General features: G+C 68.3%; 16 protein-coding genes and 3 pseudogenes. 8 read left to right on the plus strand and 11 right to left on the minus strand.

The window, feature by feature from the left end; all coding sequences use genetic code 11:
• Positions 1-84 precede the first annotated feature (84 nt).
• Both LDL48_RS02490 and LDL48_RS02495 read left to right on the plus strand, forming a co-directional pair.
• The gene (locus tag LDL48_RS02490) at positions 85-381 is read left to right on the plus strand and encodes a hypothetical protein (RefSeq protein ID WP_225253293.1); all 297 of its coding nucleotides are present in this window, start codon (positions 85-87) and stop codon (positions 379-381) included.
• A gap of 83 nt (positions 382-464) precedes the next feature.
• Entirely contained in the window at positions 465-1,445 is a 981-nt protein-coding gene (locus tag LDL48_RS02495; protein ID WP_225253320.1) for a diacylglycerol/lipid kinase family protein, read from the plus strand.
• A gap of 26 nt (positions 1,446-1,471) precedes the next feature.
• On the opposite strand, the gene LDL48_RS44975 is transcribed toward LDL48_RS02495, so the two are convergent.
• Positions 1,472-1,633: an ANTAR domain-containing protein gene (locus LDL48_RS44975; RefSeq protein WP_372472028.1), complete on the minus strand. Its 162-nt coding sequence runs from the start codon at positions 1,631-1,633 to the stop codon at positions 1,472-1,474.
• A gap of 9 nt (positions 1,634-1,642) precedes the next feature.
• Positions 1,643-2,065 carry an STAS domain-containing protein gene (locus LDL48_RS02500; RefSeq protein WP_225253294.1) on the minus strand — a complete coding sequence of 141 codons (423 nt, stop codon included), beginning with the start codon at positions 2,063-2,065 and terminating at the stop codon, positions 1,643-1,645.
• A gap of 302 nt (positions 2,066-2,367) precedes the next feature.
• Between LDL48_RS02500 and LDL48_RS44375 the strand changes: the two genes are divergently transcribed.
• The 4 genes from LDL48_RS44375 to LDL48_RS02520 all read left to right on the plus strand — a co-directional run bounded on the left by LDL48_RS44375 (position 2,368) and on the right by LDL48_RS02520 (position 7,738).
• Entirely contained in the window at positions 2,368-3,072 is a 705-nt protein-coding gene (locus LDL48_RS44375; protein WP_225253295.1) for a GAF and ANTAR domain-containing protein, read from the plus strand.
• A 37-nt stretch (positions 3,073-3,109) separates the two neighbouring features.
• Positions 3,110-3,835, plus strand: coding sequence for a GAF domain-containing protein (locus tag LDL48_RS02510; protein WP_225253296.1), 726 nt, complete (start codon positions 3,110-3,112; stop codon positions 3,833-3,835).
• A 242-nt stretch (positions 3,836-4,077) separates the two neighbouring features.
• Entirely contained in the window at positions 4,078-4,230 is a 153-nt protein-coding gene (locus tag LDL48_RS02515; RefSeq protein WP_225253297.1) for a hypothetical protein, read from the plus strand.
• Between the two features lie 2,077 nt (positions 4,231-6,307).
• Positions 6,308-7,738: a trypsin-like serine protease gene (locus LDL48_RS02520; RefSeq protein WP_225253298.1), complete on the plus strand. Its 1,431-nt coding sequence runs from the start codon at positions 6,308-6,310 to the stop codon at positions 7,736-7,738.
• A gap of 137 nt (positions 7,739-7,875) precedes the next feature.
• Here the strand turns inward: LDL48_RS02520 and LDL48_RS02525 are convergent, their stop codons facing one another.
• Positions 7,876-8,499, minus strand: coding sequence for an integrase (locus LDL48_RS02525; RefSeq protein ID WP_225253299.1), 624 nt, complete (start codon positions 8,497-8,499; stop codon positions 7,876-7,878).
• Positions 8,500-8,829: 330 nt separating this feature from the next.
• Here LDL48_RS02525 and LDL48_RS02530 point away from each other — a divergent pair.
• Positions 8,830-8,922, plus strand: a pseudogene (locus LDL48_RS02530) (ATP-binding domain-containing protein); the annotation flags it as partial.
• A gap of 16 nt (positions 8,923-8,938) precedes the next feature.
• Here LDL48_RS02530 and LDL48_RS02535 read toward each other — a convergent pair.
• From LDL48_RS02535 to LDL48_RS02560, 6 genes are all read right to left on the minus strand, one after another.
• Positions 8,939-9,718 (minus strand): CPBP family intramembrane glutamic endopeptidase, encoded by a 780-nt coding sequence (locus tag LDL48_RS02535; protein WP_225253300.1) that lies wholly within the window; start codon positions 9,716-9,718, stop codon positions 8,939-8,941.
• A gap of 60 nt (positions 9,719-9,778) precedes the next feature.
• Positions 9,779-10,453: a response regulator gene (locus tag LDL48_RS02540; protein ID WP_225253301.1), complete on the minus strand. Its 675-nt coding sequence runs from the start codon at positions 10,451-10,453 to the stop codon at positions 9,779-9,781.
• Complete coding sequence (locus tag LDL48_RS02545) at positions 10,450-11,586, minus strand: sensor histidine kinase (RefSeq protein WP_225253302.1); 1,137 nt, start codon at positions 11,584-11,586, stop codon at positions 10,450-10,452. Before LDL48_RS02545 ends, LDL48_RS02540 begins: the two co-directional genes overlap by 4 nt.
• A gap of 98 nt (positions 11,587-11,684) precedes the next feature.
• Positions 11,685-12,041, minus strand: coding sequence for a tautomerase family protein (locus tag LDL48_RS02550; protein WP_225253303.1), 357 nt, complete (start codon positions 12,039-12,041; stop codon positions 11,685-11,687).
• Between the two features lie 413 nt (positions 12,042-12,454).
• Positions 12,455-13,606, minus strand: a complete 1,152-nt coding sequence (locus LDL48_RS02555; protein WP_225253304.1) for a low temperature requirement protein A — start codon at positions 13,604-13,606, stop codon at positions 12,455-12,457.
• Between the two features lie 42 nt (positions 13,607-13,648).
• Positions 13,649-14,344, minus strand: coding sequence for a cation transporting ATPase C-terminal domain-containing protein (locus LDL48_RS02560; protein ID WP_225253305.1), 696 nt, complete (start codon positions 14,342-14,344; stop codon positions 13,649-13,651).
• Between LDL48_RS02560 and LDL48_RS02565 the strand changes: the two are divergent.
• A pseudogene (locus tag LDL48_RS02565) lies at positions 14,268-14,483 on the plus strand (BON domain-containing protein); the annotation flags it as partial. The gene LDL48_RS02560 and the pseudogene LDL48_RS02565 overlap by 77 nt on opposite strands.
• Positions 14,484-14,711: 228 nt before the next feature.
• Here LDL48_RS02565 and LDL48_RS02575 read toward each other — a convergent pair.
• Entirely contained in the window at positions 14,712-15,701 is a 990-nt protein-coding gene (locus tag LDL48_RS02575; RefSeq protein ID WP_225253306.1) for a transposase, read from the minus strand.
• 29 nt (positions 15,702-15,730) lie between these two features.
• Positions 15,731-15,805: pseudogene (locus LDL48_RS44980) on the minus strand (hypothetical protein); the annotation flags it as partial.
• Positions 15,806-16,163 lie beyond the last annotated feature (358 nt).

A 16,163-nucleotide genomic window follows, 5' to 3' on the forward strand; every position in this document is an offset into this window, starting at 1 on the left:
GGTTGCCATCCGGAGCTTCCTGTATCAACCCTGTGCCGCTTGAGCGGTATGAGGTCCACGCGTAAACAGCTCCTGGAGACATCCATGTCGAGCACCACCACCAACCGCACCGACACCTCCTCGAACGGCACGCTGCGCCGCCGCTCGACCGAGACCAAGGCCGCGTTCAAGACCACCGAGTTCATCGCCTACGTGGTCATCACGGTGGCCGTCCTGATCGCCTCCCTGGTGGTCGACGGCAACGGCAACGGCGACAACGGTTCCGGCGGCGACTACTTCCGCGCCGACCGCGCCTGGTTCTACATCGTGCTGCTGACCATCGGCTACCTGGTCAGCCGGGGCCTGGCGAAGTCCGGTAGCCGCGAGCACAACGACGCCTGACAGTACTGACGACCGCCGTCGACCCCACGCGGGTCGGCGGCGGTCGCTTTTCCCCGACTGCGAAGGACCTTCCCGTGGATGTCATGACCGTGTCCGGTCCCCTACGATCCGCCGTCGTCGTGAACCCGGTGAAGGTGCCCGACCTCGACGACCTGCGCCGCACCATCACCGACGCCCTTACCGCCCAGGGCTGGCCTGAGCCGATGTGGCTCGAGACCACCGTCGACGACCCCGGCGCCGGCCAGGCCACCCAGGCCGTCCGCGACGGCGCTGAGCTCGTCTTCGCCTGCGGCGGCGACGGCACGGTCATGGCCTGCGTGACCGCTCTGGCCGGCTCCGAGGTCGCCCTGGCCGTTCTGCCTGCCGGCACCGGCAACCTGCTGGCCGCCAACCTCGGGCTCTCCGGTGACCTGGCCACCGGCCTCGAGGTCGTGTTGCAGGGCGGACGCCGCCGCGTCGACGTGGGCGTCGTCGGGGAGCAGAGCTTCGCGGTGATGGCCGGCATGGGTTTCGACGCCCACATGCTCGATGCCACCAACGACACCGCCAAGAAACACATCGGCTGGCTCGCCTACGCCGCCGGCGCCGCGAAGCACCTCCGCGACCGCCCCATGCACCTGCGCATCACCCTGGACGACAAACCGGCCTTCACCCGCCGCCCGCGCACCGTCATCGTCGGCAACGTCGGCCGGCTGCAGGGCGGGATGCGGCTGCTCAACGACGCCCAGCCCGACGACGGCCTGCTGGATGTCGCGATCCTCAGCCCGCGGACCCTACGGCACTGGGCCGCTCTCGGCTGGGGTGTGCTGCGCCGCAAACAGCGCGTGCCGAGCATGGAGACCTACACCGCCACCCGTGTACAGATCAGCAGTCGACGGGCCCAGCCCCGCCAGCTCGACGGTGACCTCATCGAACCCGGCAAGGACCTGACGGTGACCGTACGGCCGGAGGCCCTGCTGCTCTGCGTACCGCAACCCGCGGCCGACCCCGACCTCGCCCGCGACGTCGGCACGGCCGCTCGCGACGCCCGCACGACACCGGAGAACGCGACCCGTCTCGTCTGATCTCCGCCGCACAGGGCCGTGCCGAGTCACGGTCGGCGACGTGATGACCCCTGGCGCAGACGTTCACCGTCGGACCCGGCACCCGTGAGGTCTCCGGTGGTGGTGAGGACCGGCACCACGTCGACAAGTTTGGTGTTCGTGTCCTGACTGGCGCGTACCAGTACCGCGAACGCCTGATCGGCGCCCAGCCGATACTGTCAGAGGTCTCGACCGATACCTGAGAAGCAATCGCCTCCCACGGGCGCTCGCGCACGCTCGGCGGTTCCCTCGTGGACGGTCGCGATAGCGCCCATACCGGTGATCCGAAAAATGCGCATGATCGTCGGTCCGGGCTGCCATAGAATGAGTTCGACGCCGCCGGGCAGGACGTGTCGGAGCCGTACGACGAAATTGGGCAGCGTAGAGCAAGCGAAGGTGACCCCGGTGAGGTCAACCAGCACGCTGACCGGCTCTACCATGGTCAGCCAGTCGATAGTTCCGGACAGGACAGCCAACGCCGTCATGTCGATGTCACCGGCCAGGCAAATCTGCGCTTGGCGATCACCACCAGGGAGCATGCGGTAGGTGACCGACGCACCGTCGTCGGAATCCATGGAATTGTCAGCGGCGTGGATGGCCATGGTCCCGCCTTAGGTGGCGTACACATGCCGGGTCCGGGGCAACGACCCATCGGCAGGGCCGCCCTGTCAGACTACTCTGGTCCGGCCAGGCGCAACCGGTCCTCACGTGGTCCACAAATCTCAACCCGTCAGGGCGAGTAAGCTGTCACCAGGATCGGATCATCCTTTCCAGCTGCCCTGGCCCCTTGGCGGTTACTTCATCCGCCGTAGAGGTGCAGCCGTGCCGGTTTCCCATTCTCCCATATTCCGCACCGTGATGTCGGGCCGGCGCGTTCTGCCGCTGCCCCGCCGAGGCTCCCGTCGTGCGTGACCGCGCCTCCGTCATAAGGGACCTTATCGCAGCGCAGCCCGGTCAATCCCACACCACCACCGACTACCTTCAGCGCGTCTGCCGGACAGCGGCTGAGACGTTGTCAGCGTCCGGGACCGGGATCAGCGTGCTGACCGACGACGGTGTACGCGGGGTCTGCGCGGCTTCCGACCCACACTGTGAGCAGATCGAGGAACTCCAGTTCGTCCTCGGCGAAGGCCCGTGCATCGATGCGTTCGAAGCCCGCCGCCCGGTCCTGATCCCCGATCTCACCGATGGTTCGGCTGCCCGCTGGCCGATGTACGGCCCGGCCGCTCACGCCGGCGGCTTCTGCGCCGTCTTCGCGTTCCCGCTCCAGATGGGCGCCGCCCGACTCGGGGCCCTTGACGTTCTCCGGGATCACCCTGGGCCACTGTCGGATGAACAGCTCAGCGACGCGATGGTCTTCGCCGACATCACCATGGAAGCTCTGCTCGACCAGCACGAGGCCAGCAGTGGTGCCGGGGTTGCCGACGAGATCGAGCACCGGGCGGAGATCTTCCAGGCCCAGGGCATGGTGATGGTGCAGATCGGAGGGACGATAGGTGAGGCCATGGCCAGGATGCGCGCGCACGCCTACGCCGAGAACCGCGGTATGGGCGAGATCGCCCGCGACGTCCTGAACCGCAAGCTTCAGTTCAGCCGGGATCACCCATGATCTCGGCAGATCCACGCATCGATGCCGGGAGGCAGGCATGACCACCGTTTCCGCCGAACGGCTCGCGACAACCTTTGTCGAGTTCGCAGACACCCTGGTCGACGAGTTCGACCTGATCGACTTCCTGCACATGCTGACCGACCGGACCGCCGAGCTGGTCGGTGCAGCCGCCGTCGGCCTGGTCCTGGCCGACAAGGACGGTCGTCTCGAGTTCATGGCGGCCTCCAGCGAGAACGCCAAACTTCTCGAACTGTTTCAACTGCAGACCCACGAAGGACCGTGCCAGGAGGCATTCCGCACCGGGGATCCCGTGATTAACGTCAACCTGGGCGAAGCCACCTCCCGCTGGCCCCGCTTCGCTCCCCGCGCCACCGCCACCGGATTCCACTCCGTGCACGCCTTTCCCCTGCGACTCCGGAGCCAGACCATCGGCGCCTTGAACGTCTTCGGCGACACCACCGGCGGCGACTTCGACGGTGCCGACGTTCCGATCGTGCAGGCTCTCGCCGATGTCGCCGCGATCGCGTTGTTGCAGGAACGCGCCATCCACCGCGGCGAAGTCCTGACCGAACAACTCCAAGGCGCTCTGAACAGCCGCATCGTCATCGAACAAGCCAAAGGCGCCATCGCCCAGGTTCACCAGATCAGTGTCGATGAGGCGTTCATCCGCATCCGCACCTACGCCCGGGGCAACAACAAGAAGCTCACCGACGTCGCCCACTCCATCGTCGCCGGCCAGTACATCCTCCCCGAACCCAGCTGACCGGGCGTTGAGTAGCGTGGGCGGGAGCGAACGCGGTTCGACGAAGACAGAGCGTGCGCGATGACGACGGGCCGGATCCGCTTCCGAGCGGGAGCTGACGGCCGAACTCGACGCCGGCACACTGCTCGATCGCACCGGCTGTCTGCGGGAGCCGATCCACCGGCTGGTTGGTGTGCAGACATACGGTGCGCTGGTGGCGGTGCGGGCCGGAGCCGCAAGATGGTGAGTGCCACCCGGCCGCGGTGTTCGAGTTGTCCGTCGATGAGCCGATCGGCGCTCCACTGGCCCTCCTGCCGGGCAACGAGCGCTGCACGGCGGTGTTGGAGCTGACCGATGACAGCGCCGTGACCCCCGAAACGGTGCGCGTCATGCGTGACAAGCGGGAGTTCACCTGACGGTACGAATGGCCGGTGATCGTGGTTCGAGCCGGCCGAAGCCGGCGGCCCGTTGTCGTGCTCCCTCCTATGCCCCGTCCGGTGGGCGCTGACCCCGTCGGGCAGGTCCTGCCAGCGCGCCGGCATGCCGCTGGACCTGGCGTTGTCAGTGTTACGAACAGTGATGCCGTCTGCGGACACCGCCGTCACCGAGATGCTCGATGCCACCGACGGCGACCTGCGCCGGACCCAGGACTTCACCGGGCAGCCGGTCCGCGGACCAACTGGCGCTACGAAGCAGGAGCCGAGATCGGCTTCGGCACCCTTGACCGGGTCACAAGTACGGCGGTCACACGCAGGGGTGACATGTGGGGTTGTCGCGATGTTGTCGCAGCCGGTAGAGGCGACAGATATTCGCCTCTACCGACGATGACGTGATGAGGCCGAATCCGCATCGTGGCCGGGTCTACCGCTGCTGCGCCTGCCGTGACAGCGACGGCCGGCAACTCGGTGCCCGCTGCCCGAAGCTTCTCAACGCACGGCACCGCACCTGCGCTCTCGCCGTCGACCTGCCGAGCCTGGAATCGCCGGACTATGCGCCGCCCGGGATGCTGCCGACGGTGGCGTCAGTGCCGCCTGCGGGGCGCTGGACGCCGCCGACGCCAGAGCGGGCCTGAACGGGCGTAGGTTGCGTGCAGGCCCGCCACAGCGAGGCGACAACAACGCCCCTCGACGATCGCAGGGGATATGCCTCCCACGGCGTATCCCTTGGTCACACCCGGTCGGGCTGACAGGACTTGAACCTGCCACCCCCTGACCCCCAGACAATTCGGTTAAGCAGTGTGCCAGTAGATGCTTTAATGTACGCAGAATCGGACAGAACGACATGTCTATGCTGTCCGATTTCAACTAATCCTCGAGAGGTGATCACCGCCGCGACCAGGCGTGTGACGACGGCCAATCAAGCGCGGCTGCTGCCATTCAATACGCGAGCCATTTGGCGGCGATGAGTGAGGTATTTACGGTGCGCCGACACAGGTGTCGTATGCCAGGATTGGTGAGCGCATTGCGATTTAGTTAGGGACCGCTTGAAAGCCTACGAGAAACGCACCTCTCCCCCGGCGCCAGGGGCACGCGGATCAGAATCGCATCACCTCGCTCACAGCGTACATCTATTCGAGCTTCCCAAGTCTGGCGCCGCACAAGCGTTGAATCCGGAGGCAGAGGGTCAGGTCCAGCGTCGCTCTGACACTCCTGCCTCGGTCAGAATTTCGTACAGATCGGCGATCTTTAAAGTTCGGTTGGTCGTGGTGGTAAAGATTAGTCGGTGGTCCGCTCTGAAGAGTCCGACGAAGAAGGCCGCGGTGGAGCCGTCGGGGTCGTAACGGTGCGCCCACCACTGATCGTCGTCGGGCCGAGGAAGATGACCGTGTGGTACTCCAGGCCTTTGCTTCGGTGGATGGTCAGGAGGGTCACCGCGCCGGCGTACTCGAACTCTTCAAATGCCTAAGCCCCTGTCGTTTCCGTTGCGGTCACGGCTGCGAGGCGGGCCTGGAAAGCCTCGAGGATCATGCTCAGCGGCTTCGCCTCGGCCGGCATCGCGGACGTAGGCGCGGAGGTCGTCGGTCCGCCCGCCCATCTCGGCCGGACCCGACGACCGCCGCGTCCGAACGCCGCCCGTAGAGAACGCCGCCCGTAGAGGCGGTAACCGGTCCCTCGGGCTTCCTGCTCGGGCGACGTCATCAACGAATCCTGCGCCTCAGGCGGCACGCCTGAGTCGCACTCGCGACACTGTGCGGTCTTGCCGCCCGATGCCATCTGCGGCGCCCCGCCCGGTCCACCGGGGTTCCACGAGCCTGCCCCGCGACGTCTGGCCAGGTCGGCAGTCGGCCATGGTGGCATGATGAAGCCGAGCCTCGCGCCGGTCGATCCGCCGATCTCGATCATTGGACCAAGGTCGGGCCCGGGCTTTCCGGTCGGTTGACGGACATGCCGGGACAGTGCGGATTGGTAGAGTCGCCGCGGCCGGCACGTATCGGGGGGACTGTCGGCCGAGCATCTCGCGTCTCCCCACCGTGGACAGTCCGGGAGGATCGGGATGGCAGCAAGACGGGTGCGGGCGGCTGGCGCGTTGGTCGTCATGCTCGCGGCGGGCCTGTTCGGGCCGAGCGCGGCCCAGGCGGTGTCGGGTGGAAACCCGGTCGCGGAGGGCCGTTATGGCTTCGCGGTGAAGGTGGAGAGCACGGCGCGAAGTTGTTCCGGAGCGTTGGTGGATCCGCAGTGGGTGCTGACCGCGGCGAGCTGCTTTCCGGAGAACATCGCGAACGGGCAGACCGCCCCGAGCGGCGCACCTAAGGTCGCGTTCACCGCCATCGTGGGCCGGACGAACCTGTCCACGAGTGCCGGCCACCAGGTCGCCGTGGTTGATCTGGTCGGCCGGTCGGACCGCAACGTCGTCCTGGCCAAGCTGGCGACCCGGGTCACCGACATCGCGCCGGTTCCGATCGCGACCGCTCCACCCGCGACCGGCGAGGTAGTGCGCGTCGCCGGCTACGGCCGCACCGCCACCGAATGGGTGCCGGGCCTGCTGCACACCGGACAGTTCACCGTCGACGCCGTCCACCCGGCCGGCCTGGACGTCACCGGCCAGGGCACGGCGGCGATCTGCAAGGGCGACGCCGGTGGACCAGCCTTCCGCGAGACCGACAACCGGGTCGAGCTGGTCGCGATCAACGACCGATCCTGGCAGGGCGGCTGCTATCGAGAAGACGAAACCCGGCGCGGCGCCACCCAGTCGCGCCTCGACGACCTCACCGGATGGGTCACCGAGACGACCCGGTTCCGCGGCGTCGCCGCCTTCTACGACTACGGCGGCGCCCGGACGGGTTTGTGGCTGTTCGACGACGTGGCCGGCCCGGGCAGCGCGACGCCCCGCAAGCCCTGGGAGTCCGGCACCGGCCAGTGGGACTTCGCCCGCACCAAACCGATGTCCGGCGACTTCACCGGAGACGGCCGGCTCGACATCGCCGCGTTGTACGACAACGGCGGTGACACCACCGCGCTGTGGCTGTTCGAGAACGTCGGCGCCCCCACCCCGCCGGAGCCGCGGAAGGTGTGGCAGTCCGGCGCCGGCAACTGGACCTTCGACAGAACCACACCGCTCGCCGGTGACTTCGACGGGAACGGCACAGCCGACATCGCCGCGATGTACCACTACGGCAACGGACACGTCAGGGTGTTTCTGTTCGACCACGTCGCCACCCCCAGCGAACCGCACAACCGCATCACCTGGGACTCCGGCCCCGGAGCCTGGGATCCCGCCCGCGCCAAACCCGTCACCGGCGACTTCGACAACGACGGCAGAACCGACATCGCCGCCCTCTACAACTACGACAACGCCACCACCGGACTCTGGCTCTTCGACCGCGTCGCCGCCGGCGGCACCCCCTTCAACCGACAGGTCTGGGGCTCCGGCGCCGGCAACTGGGCCTTCGACAGAACCACACCCGTCCCCGGACCCGGGGCCTGAGGTAGCAGCGGATGCTCCGGCCGGGAAGCCCGTGCCGGCCGGAGCGGCCACCGCGCCCCACAGCCGATCGACCGCGAATTCGGCCTGTACCGCGCCAATACCGTTTCATGAGTTGTGAACTGGGCTATGCGGGTCGATCAAGCGGCCCGTCTGCACTCGTTGATCACGCCGCCCTGAACCCGTCGTCGCCGGATTGGCCGGTCGCGACCACGACGTCGGGGTCGAAGTTGGGTGGATGCTGGTCCAAGCTCTGGTGTGGCCGGTGCCGGTTGAAGTGATCCTGGTAGTCGGCGTAGCACCGTTCGGGCGTGGTGTTCGCTGTAGATCAGGGCCTGGTCGGTGCACTCGGCCCGGACGCTGCGCACGAAGCGTTCCGCGAACGTGTTCGCCTGAGGCGTCCTTGCCGGGGTCGTCACCACGTCGATGCCTTCGCTGGCGAGCACGGCGTCGAAGGTGGCTGTGAACTTGGTGTCACGGTCGCGGATCAGGAACCGGAACCGGGTCGCTCTCTCGCCGAGATCCGCGGCCAAGTTGCGGGCCTGCTGGGTGGTCCACGCCGCGGTCGGGTGGGCGGTGACACCCAGGATGTGCACCCGTCGGGTTGCGATCTCCATGACGAACAGGACGTAAAGGCGTCGCAGCATGACAGTGTCGACGTGGAAGAAATCGGTCGCCAGCAGCCCGCATGCCTGCGCCCGCAGGAATGCCCGCCAGCTGGTGTCGAACTCGCGCGGGGCCGGACCGACCCGGGAGCCGGTCACGATACAGCGGATGGTGCCGGCGCCGATGCGGCGGCCGAGGTCGACGAGTTCGCCTTGGATGCGCCGGTGTCCCCAGCGTGGGTTCTCCGGGCCAGCCGCAACACCAGGTCATGAAGATCGTCGCTGATGCGTGGCGGCGCAGCACTGCTACCTCGTGCCGTAGGACTAGCAGCTCCGCGATCATCGCGGACTCGCCGCGGGCGGCCTGCGGCAGCCAGCTGAACATCCGCACCATGCTCAGATACACAAACCGAACCACCATCCGGCTACCCTGCGGCACCACCTCAAAGCCCCAGCTCACACCGCGTGCGACAGGTTCTGGCACGGCACACGATTCACCGCTCACAGGGCTCGGAGTACCCGGCGGTGGTCATCCCGATCACTACCAGCGCCTGGATGATGCTGCAACGCAACCTGCTTTACCCGGACGATCACCGGGTTACGAGACATCCCTTAGCCGGGCCTTGTCCGGCGAGCGCGTGGTCAGGTGACCGGCGACCAGCGCCATCAGGGCGTTGAGGCCAAGATAGATCAGTGCCACCGGCAGCGAATCCAGCGGCACCAACACGATCGACATGTTGAAGGTGAGATGCACGAGCACGGCCGCCGGCACCCCGCCGCGCAGCCGCTCGGTGACGTACAGCATGCCCACCGACTGCAGCACCACGATCGTGAAGAAGCCGAGCCCCTCGACCGTGAACAGCCCCATGTCGTGCTGTCTGGTGCCGACCAGGAGGAACAGCGGCACGTGCCAGAGGCCCCAGATCGGGCCGAGGACGAACGGGGTAACCCCGGCCGACAACCTGCGGCGCAGCAGCGGCTGAAGATATCCGCGCCAGCCGAACTCCTCGGCCAGCGGACCGGTGATGAGCGCGAGCCCGACGTACGGCAACCAGCCGCCGGTCTCGGCCGCCGCACCGGCGAACAGGCCCAGATCCAGCCCCGAACTGCCGGCCAGCGGTGCCAGCGCCGCAGCGCCGACGGCGGGCGCGAGCCCGACCAGCAGCGCGGCCGGCAGCCAGCGCGGTGTGGCGGCCAGCCTGGCCTGCCGGGTGCCGGGGCGCCCGGTGAGGGCGAGCAGCCCGGCGACGAGGCTCGGGCCGCACGCGGCGATCGTGAAGAGGACGGTGAAGAGCGGCTCGGAGGTGTCACCGGCCAGGAGACAGACACCCCAGAGGCCCCAGCTGAATCCGAACGTGCAGGCCAGGAAACGGAGCATGCCGACAGCTTTCCGGTCGGACAACCCCTCGCGGATCACCGGCGTGAGTGATCTGTCGCCTCATTCCTGAGGATGATGTCCCGGCACGACCAGGCCGGACTCGTACGCCGCGATCACCGCCTGCACCCGGTCCCGCAGATGGAGCTTGGTGAGCATGTTGCTGACGTGCGTCTTGACGGTGTTCTCGCTGACGTGCAGCTCAGCGGCCACCTCAAGGTTGGAAAGACCCCTGGCGACCAGTCGCAGCGTGTCGGTCTCGCGCGGGGTCAGTAATGTCAGCGGCCGGGCCGTACCCGGCGTGGGCGGGTTCCGTTCGATCATGTCGGTGATCAGGCGGCGGGTGACGCTGGGTGCCAGCAGTGAGTCCCCCGTGGCGATCGTCCGAACGGCGCTGACCAACTCGGCGCGGCGCATGTTCTTGAGCAGAAAGCCGCTGGCGCCGGCGTGCAGCGCGTCGTAGACGTACTCGTCGAGGTCGAAGGTCGTCAGCATCAACACCCGGGCCTCGGTGGCGGCACAGATCTCCGCGGTGGCCTCAATACCGTTCTTGACGGGCATGCGGACGTCCATCAGCACCACGTGCGGCCGGAGTTCCAGGGCGATGCGGACCGCTTCCGCGCCGTTGCCGGCTTCGCCGACGACCGTCAGATCGGGTTGCGCGTCGAGGATCACGCTGAAGCCGTCGCGGACGAGGGCCTGGTCGTCGGCGACGAGTACGCGCAACTGGCCGCTCATCGGTGCCCTCGAATCGGGAAAGCGGCGGTGACGACGAATCCGGTGCCGCCGGCGGGCGTACCCGCGTGGAATCCGCCGCCGCAAGCGACGACCCGTTCACGCATGCCGGTCAGCCCGTTCCCGAAGCGGACGGTGTTGACACCTCGGCCGTCGTCGGCGATCTCGACCCGCAGCCCAGCCGGGGACCAGCCGAGTTCGACCGTCACAGCTTCGGCGTCGGCGTGCCGGACGGCGTTGGTCAACGACTCCTGCACCACCCGGTAGGCCGCCGCGGCGACCTCCGGCCCGACCTCGACCGGCGTGCCGTGCTCGGCAACGGCGACGGCGAGACCGGTCTCGCGGGCGCGTTCGGCGAGAGCCGGGATACCCACCAGGTCCGGCGGCGGACCGGCGCGCAGGACGCCGAGCGTGTTTCGCAACTGGGCCAGCGCGTCGTGCGCGGTCTCAGAGATCGTGTCGAAACAACGGGCGGCCCGGTCAGGTGTGCGGTGCGTCAGCAGCGGCCCGGCCTCGGCCTGCACCGCGATCAGGCTGATCGAGTGGGCCAGAATGTCGTGCATGTCGCGGGCGATGCTCTCCCGTTCCCGCGCGGCCGCGGCTGCCCGCTCCTCGGCGTGCCGCAGCGCCCGCTCCTCCAGCAGCGCGATCCGGTCCCGGTGTGCACGGGCGCCGATGCCGAGGGCGAACGCAGTGGCGAACACCCCACCGGTGTAGAGGATCGAGCCGGGATCCTTGTCGTAGGCCTGCTGGTTGAAGACGATTCCGGCAGCGGTGGCCGCCAGGATGACGGCACGCGCGGCGACCGGGCTGCTCGCGGCGACCGTGTACGTGGCGACGAGCTGACCGTACGGCCAGTTCACCTCGCCGTGCGCCGCGATCACTCCGACCGCGCCAAGGCCACAAACCAGGGCCACCGTGAACGGCGCCCGCCTTCGCCAGACAATCGGCAGCGCGGACACCAACGCGCAGACCAGCACGACCGGGCGGCGGTCGCTGATCGCCCCGCGCTCGGCCACCGTGGCGACGAAACAGACGACCGCGATCGCGCCGTCCCAGACCCGCGGGTGCCGGGCCGTCACCCACCGCGCCAGCGCCCGGAACGTGGCGCTTCGGCTCGGAGCGAAGGAAACCACGTCGTCGATCTTAGCTTGGTGTTTAAGTGCGCCCAGGGGCGCAGAAGGTGAGGTTCGGCCAGCGAGGTGCGCAGTACGCCATCCGCGTTCAGGTGCAGCTAGACGGCAGTGGTCCGGACAGTATCGTCGGCGTTGAGGGTGCTCATCGCGACGGTGGCCGCGGTGAGTAGATCGCGGTGGCTGCCGGGAACCTGCAGTGCGGGGCCGGTCGGCGCCATGGGGTCTCCGGGGTTCTTCGGTGGGGAGAGCCGGAGTGTGGCGGGGTGTCCACCCGCCGCACTCCGGCAGGGCCAGCCACGGCCGAGCAGGACGTTGCCGCCGAGCCCCCAGCCGCCCTCGATGACCTCGTCGACCAGCACGAGTGTGGTCGCGCGAGCGCGCTCGCCGTAGACGTCGGCGTAGGCGTCGGTCACGGCGTCGATGAGCTCCTGGGCGCCCGGCGCCTCGACCGGCACGTGCGCCACCTGCCGGTCGAGGGGGTGCGTCGAACCGCAGCCCGGGGGCGTCCGGGTCGGGGGTGCGGCCGTTGGACAGCCGCGGCGCCGAATGGGAGCGCGCAGAATCGTTCGGATCCGTCAAAGCGGCCAGCACGCCGCCGACCTTGCCTTCGTGCCGCCGAGGCGACGGTCGACGTTTCGAACAGACTGAAAACGTGCCCGGATTCGCGTCGGGCCGGCACAGGTACGACCGGAACTGGGGCATCGACGAACAACGCGCGCCCGCCGCTGGGGACAGTATGGCGTGGCGGGCCAGCACGCCGACCTGGCGATACCTGGCCCGCTCCGGGACATCCATGTCAATGGGTTCAGGTTCGTGGTTGGGTGTGGACGCGGCCTTGGCACTGCTCGGACAGCAGCGCCGTTCGAGGTCATCGACGCGGCCCCGTCAGGAGGACCAGCGCGGCCAGCAGCGCGGCCAGCAGTTCGACCGAGCCCGGCAGCAGCGGTGTGCCAAGCGCCAGTACTACCGTCACCGGCAACATCCAGCGGGTGCGAGGACGCTGGTGCGGGCATGTGAAAAGCGACCACAGAGTAAGCAGGTAGGTCGCCACTGGCACGGCTACCGCGAAACCGCTCAGCGTTGCGGAGGCGTCGGCGTGGTGGGTGACATGATCGACCGCCGCGGCGAGGCCGGCGCCGACGGCGGCGGCCGACGCGAAGATCAGGTAGTGCCCGTAGCCCCAGGCCGTCGACGCTCGGAGCGAGCCGAACCGGCAGCGGACCGGCTGGTCGAAGTAGAGCCACCAGAGCGCGAAGACGATGACCAGGCCGGAGACCGCCAGGCTCAGCAGCTCGGGCGTGTGCCGGCCGGTCTCGTCGAGCCCGCTGCGGAAGGCCATGCTGGCGGCGGCGACCGCCTCGCCCAGAACGATGAGGGTGAACAGGCCGTAGCGTTCGGCTATGTGGTGCCGGTGGTAGATGGTGGGACCGCCCGGTGCCAGCTCCGCCCAGATCGGCACCGCCAACTCGGCCAGAGCCAGCACGAGGAAGGCGCCGAGTGTCCACTCCCCGGGCAGCAGCAGCCACAGCAGCCAACAGCCCTGCAGACCGATCACGCCGACCGCGTAGCGGATCGCTGTGCGACGGCGGGGCGGGTCGGACTTGGCGGCACGGAGCCATTGCGATGCCAGCGCCAGCCGCATCACCACGTAGCCCGCGGTGATGACGCGATAGTCGTCGCGCTCGAAGGCAGGTGCGACCCCCGCCGCCAGCACCAGCGCCCCGGCGATTTGCACGAGCGTCGTCACTCGGTAGAGGTCGTCGTCGGTGTCGTACGCCGAAGCGAACCACGTGAAGTTCATCCACGCCCACCAGATGCAGAAGAAGATCGTCAGGTAGGCGCGCAGCCCATCGGCGACATGATTGCCGGCGAGGCTGTGGTGCAGCGGGGCGGCCGCCTGGGCTACGGCGACGACGAAGCAGAGGTCGAAGAGCAGCTCCAGCGGGGTGACGGCGCGGTGCGGCTCATCGGCCGGCCGCGCTCTCATTGGCCTCAGGCGGCTCCATGAGGGCGAGGTCATGGTCGGTCCCTTCGGTAGAGGGCCTACTGCGCACCGCCGGGATCAACCGAGGCGGCGCCGGTGTTTCTCGGCCGCGACCACTGGGACGACCAGGGCTCCGGCGGCGGCCGCCAGCGCCCATTGCGCCGGTGTGAGGTGAGCCGTGCCGAAGACCGCGTGCGCGGCGGGCAGGTGCACGAAGCCGGCGTGCAGGATCAACAGGACGCCGATGCCGGTGAAGATCGACGGGTTGGAGAGCCAGCCGATCGACCGGACCGGGACGACGAAGGTGCGGCACGTCAGGACGTAGAAGATCTGAAAGAAGGCGACGGACGTGACCGCCAGGGTCTGGGCCTGCGCGGTCGCCTCCGGATCGGTGTGTCCCAGCGGGGCGGTGAGCAGGAACAGCACGACGGCCGTCGCGCTCATCAGCACGCCGACATAGAGGGTCCGCACCACCGCGAAGCGGGTGAGCAGCGGCTCGCCCGACGAGCGCGGCGGGCGGCGCATCACCTCCGGCTCGGCGGCCTCCGACGCCAGCGGCAGGCCAGCGCCACCGTGGCCACCAGGTTGATCCAGAGAATCTGGACCGGCTCGACGGGTAGCACCGGATGCCCGTCGACGATCGGGAACGCCAGTACCGCGATGAGGATGATCAGGCCTTCGCCGACGTTGGTCGGCAGGGCAGGTACGCGCCTCCGTCAGCGACGGGGTCGTCACGCTCACCGGCACCGTGGGCCGGCGCACCACCGCGGCCATCACGGTGCGGCTGGTCTCGCAGACTCCCGCGGTGGTGTCCGTCGTCGACAAGCTCGGCCACGACTTCGACGACACCGAGCTGGCGGGTTCCCGGCTCGGCCGTACGCACCCGTTCAGCGCCCACCCCTTCGACCCCTGATAGCCGGCCGCGCCGAGCCCGTGTGCGAGCCACCAAGGGAGATAAGCGATGAACCACCCGCTGATCGTGTTGGGAGTCGACGGCTCACCCCGTCGATACACCGCCCGGCCGACCATGTGTGCGGCGACCGGTGCGGCGGCAAGCTGGAACACGCCGACCAGGACCAGGGTCGTGATGTCGATGGTGTTCTGCAGCCGCAGCGTGTACCGCTCGAAATTGCGGTTCGGGCTACGCTGCCTGCGAGTATTTGTTCATCAGTCCGTTGAGGATCTTCCTACGGCAGATCCACGCCGAGGCGAGGCCGACGACGGCTGGCCCCGGAGGACCAGGGAACCGGAACTGCCCGGCCCGCTCCCCCAGGTCCAGCATCAGGTTACGGGCCTGCTGCGCCACCCACTCCCCGCTCGGATGGATGGACGGCCCGGCCGGCGTCGGGATAGGTCCACTTACCGGCGACCAGGGTGCGGTGCCAGCGCAGCAGGGTGGCCGGGTGACCAGGAACGTTGCCCATCGCGGTCTGGGCAGCAGCCGAGCCAGGGCCGAGAGCACCGCCCGGTCGGAGGGTTCCAGATCCAGTCGTGTGACCTGACGGCGCAGCACCGCGACCTGATGGCGAAGGACCAGTATCTCGATCTCCATCGTCCGCTCGCCCCGCGCAGGCTCAGCACGATCAACTGCAGCACCTGACGTAGGACCAGGTATCCGAACGACACCACCATGCCAGTCAGCCTGCCGTCCATCGAGCAACCGGCGACGCACAGAACCGCAGGTCAACCCCCGAACCCTGTTTCCGAGCGGTACAGGCTGGTCGTAGGCTTTGTCGGCGTGCAGTTTCGCGGGTCGGTGCCCTGGCCTGCCGCGCCGGCCGCGGATCGGGGCGATCGAGTCCAGCAGGGGCACCATCAGCTGCGAGTCGTGGGTGTTCGCGGCGGAGATCAGCACGGTCAGGGGTGTGCCGCGGCGGTCGCACAGGACGTGGATCTTCGACCCGGGTTTGCCCCGGTCGACGGGGTTCGGGCCGGTGAGCGGCCCCCCTTTTTCGGCGCGGACGGCGATGGAGTCCATTACGGCCCGCGACCAGTCGATCTCTCCGATGACCCCGAGCTGATTCAGGAATCGGTGATGTAGGCGTTCCCACAGCCCGGCTGCGGTCCACTCGGTGAACCGGCGATGCGCCGTGGCGCGGCTGAGCCGAAAAACTCGGCCGGTAGTTTCCACCAGGAACAGCCTGCTTGGACGAGGTACACGATCGCTGCGAGGACCGCCCGGTCGTCGGCCCGGCGTTTCCCACCGCCTTGCGGCCGCTTCGCCGGCTCGGGGATCTACGGTTGCACGACCTGCCAGGAGTCATCCGGCGCCCAGGTTCGGATCATGTCATCCGTCACGAACCGAAGATCATGCCGCAGATCAACGACTATCCATCTGAGACACGCCCATAGCCGCGCCCGTGCTGAAACGGCGCCGACATCCGATCACCCACGGATCACCACGCAGCGCCATCACCGTGTGTAGAACGCTACTTGAACGCCGCCACCTCAGCCATCTGACCGAGCCTGACCGGAAACCAACTTGAGTGGGGGCATGGGTGATGGCCCGGGGTGGCCCGGGTGGTGGAGAGGTGTTCAGGCGGCGGCGGGGGTGAGGGTGACCTGTAGGCCCAGCGCTTCGAGTTGTTGGATC

This window comes from Jidongwangia harbinensis, from assembly GCF_020216025.1.
Taxonomy (GTDB): Bacteria; Actinomycetota; Actinomycetes; order Mycobacteriales; family Micromonosporaceae; genus Actinoplanes; species Actinoplanes harbinensis.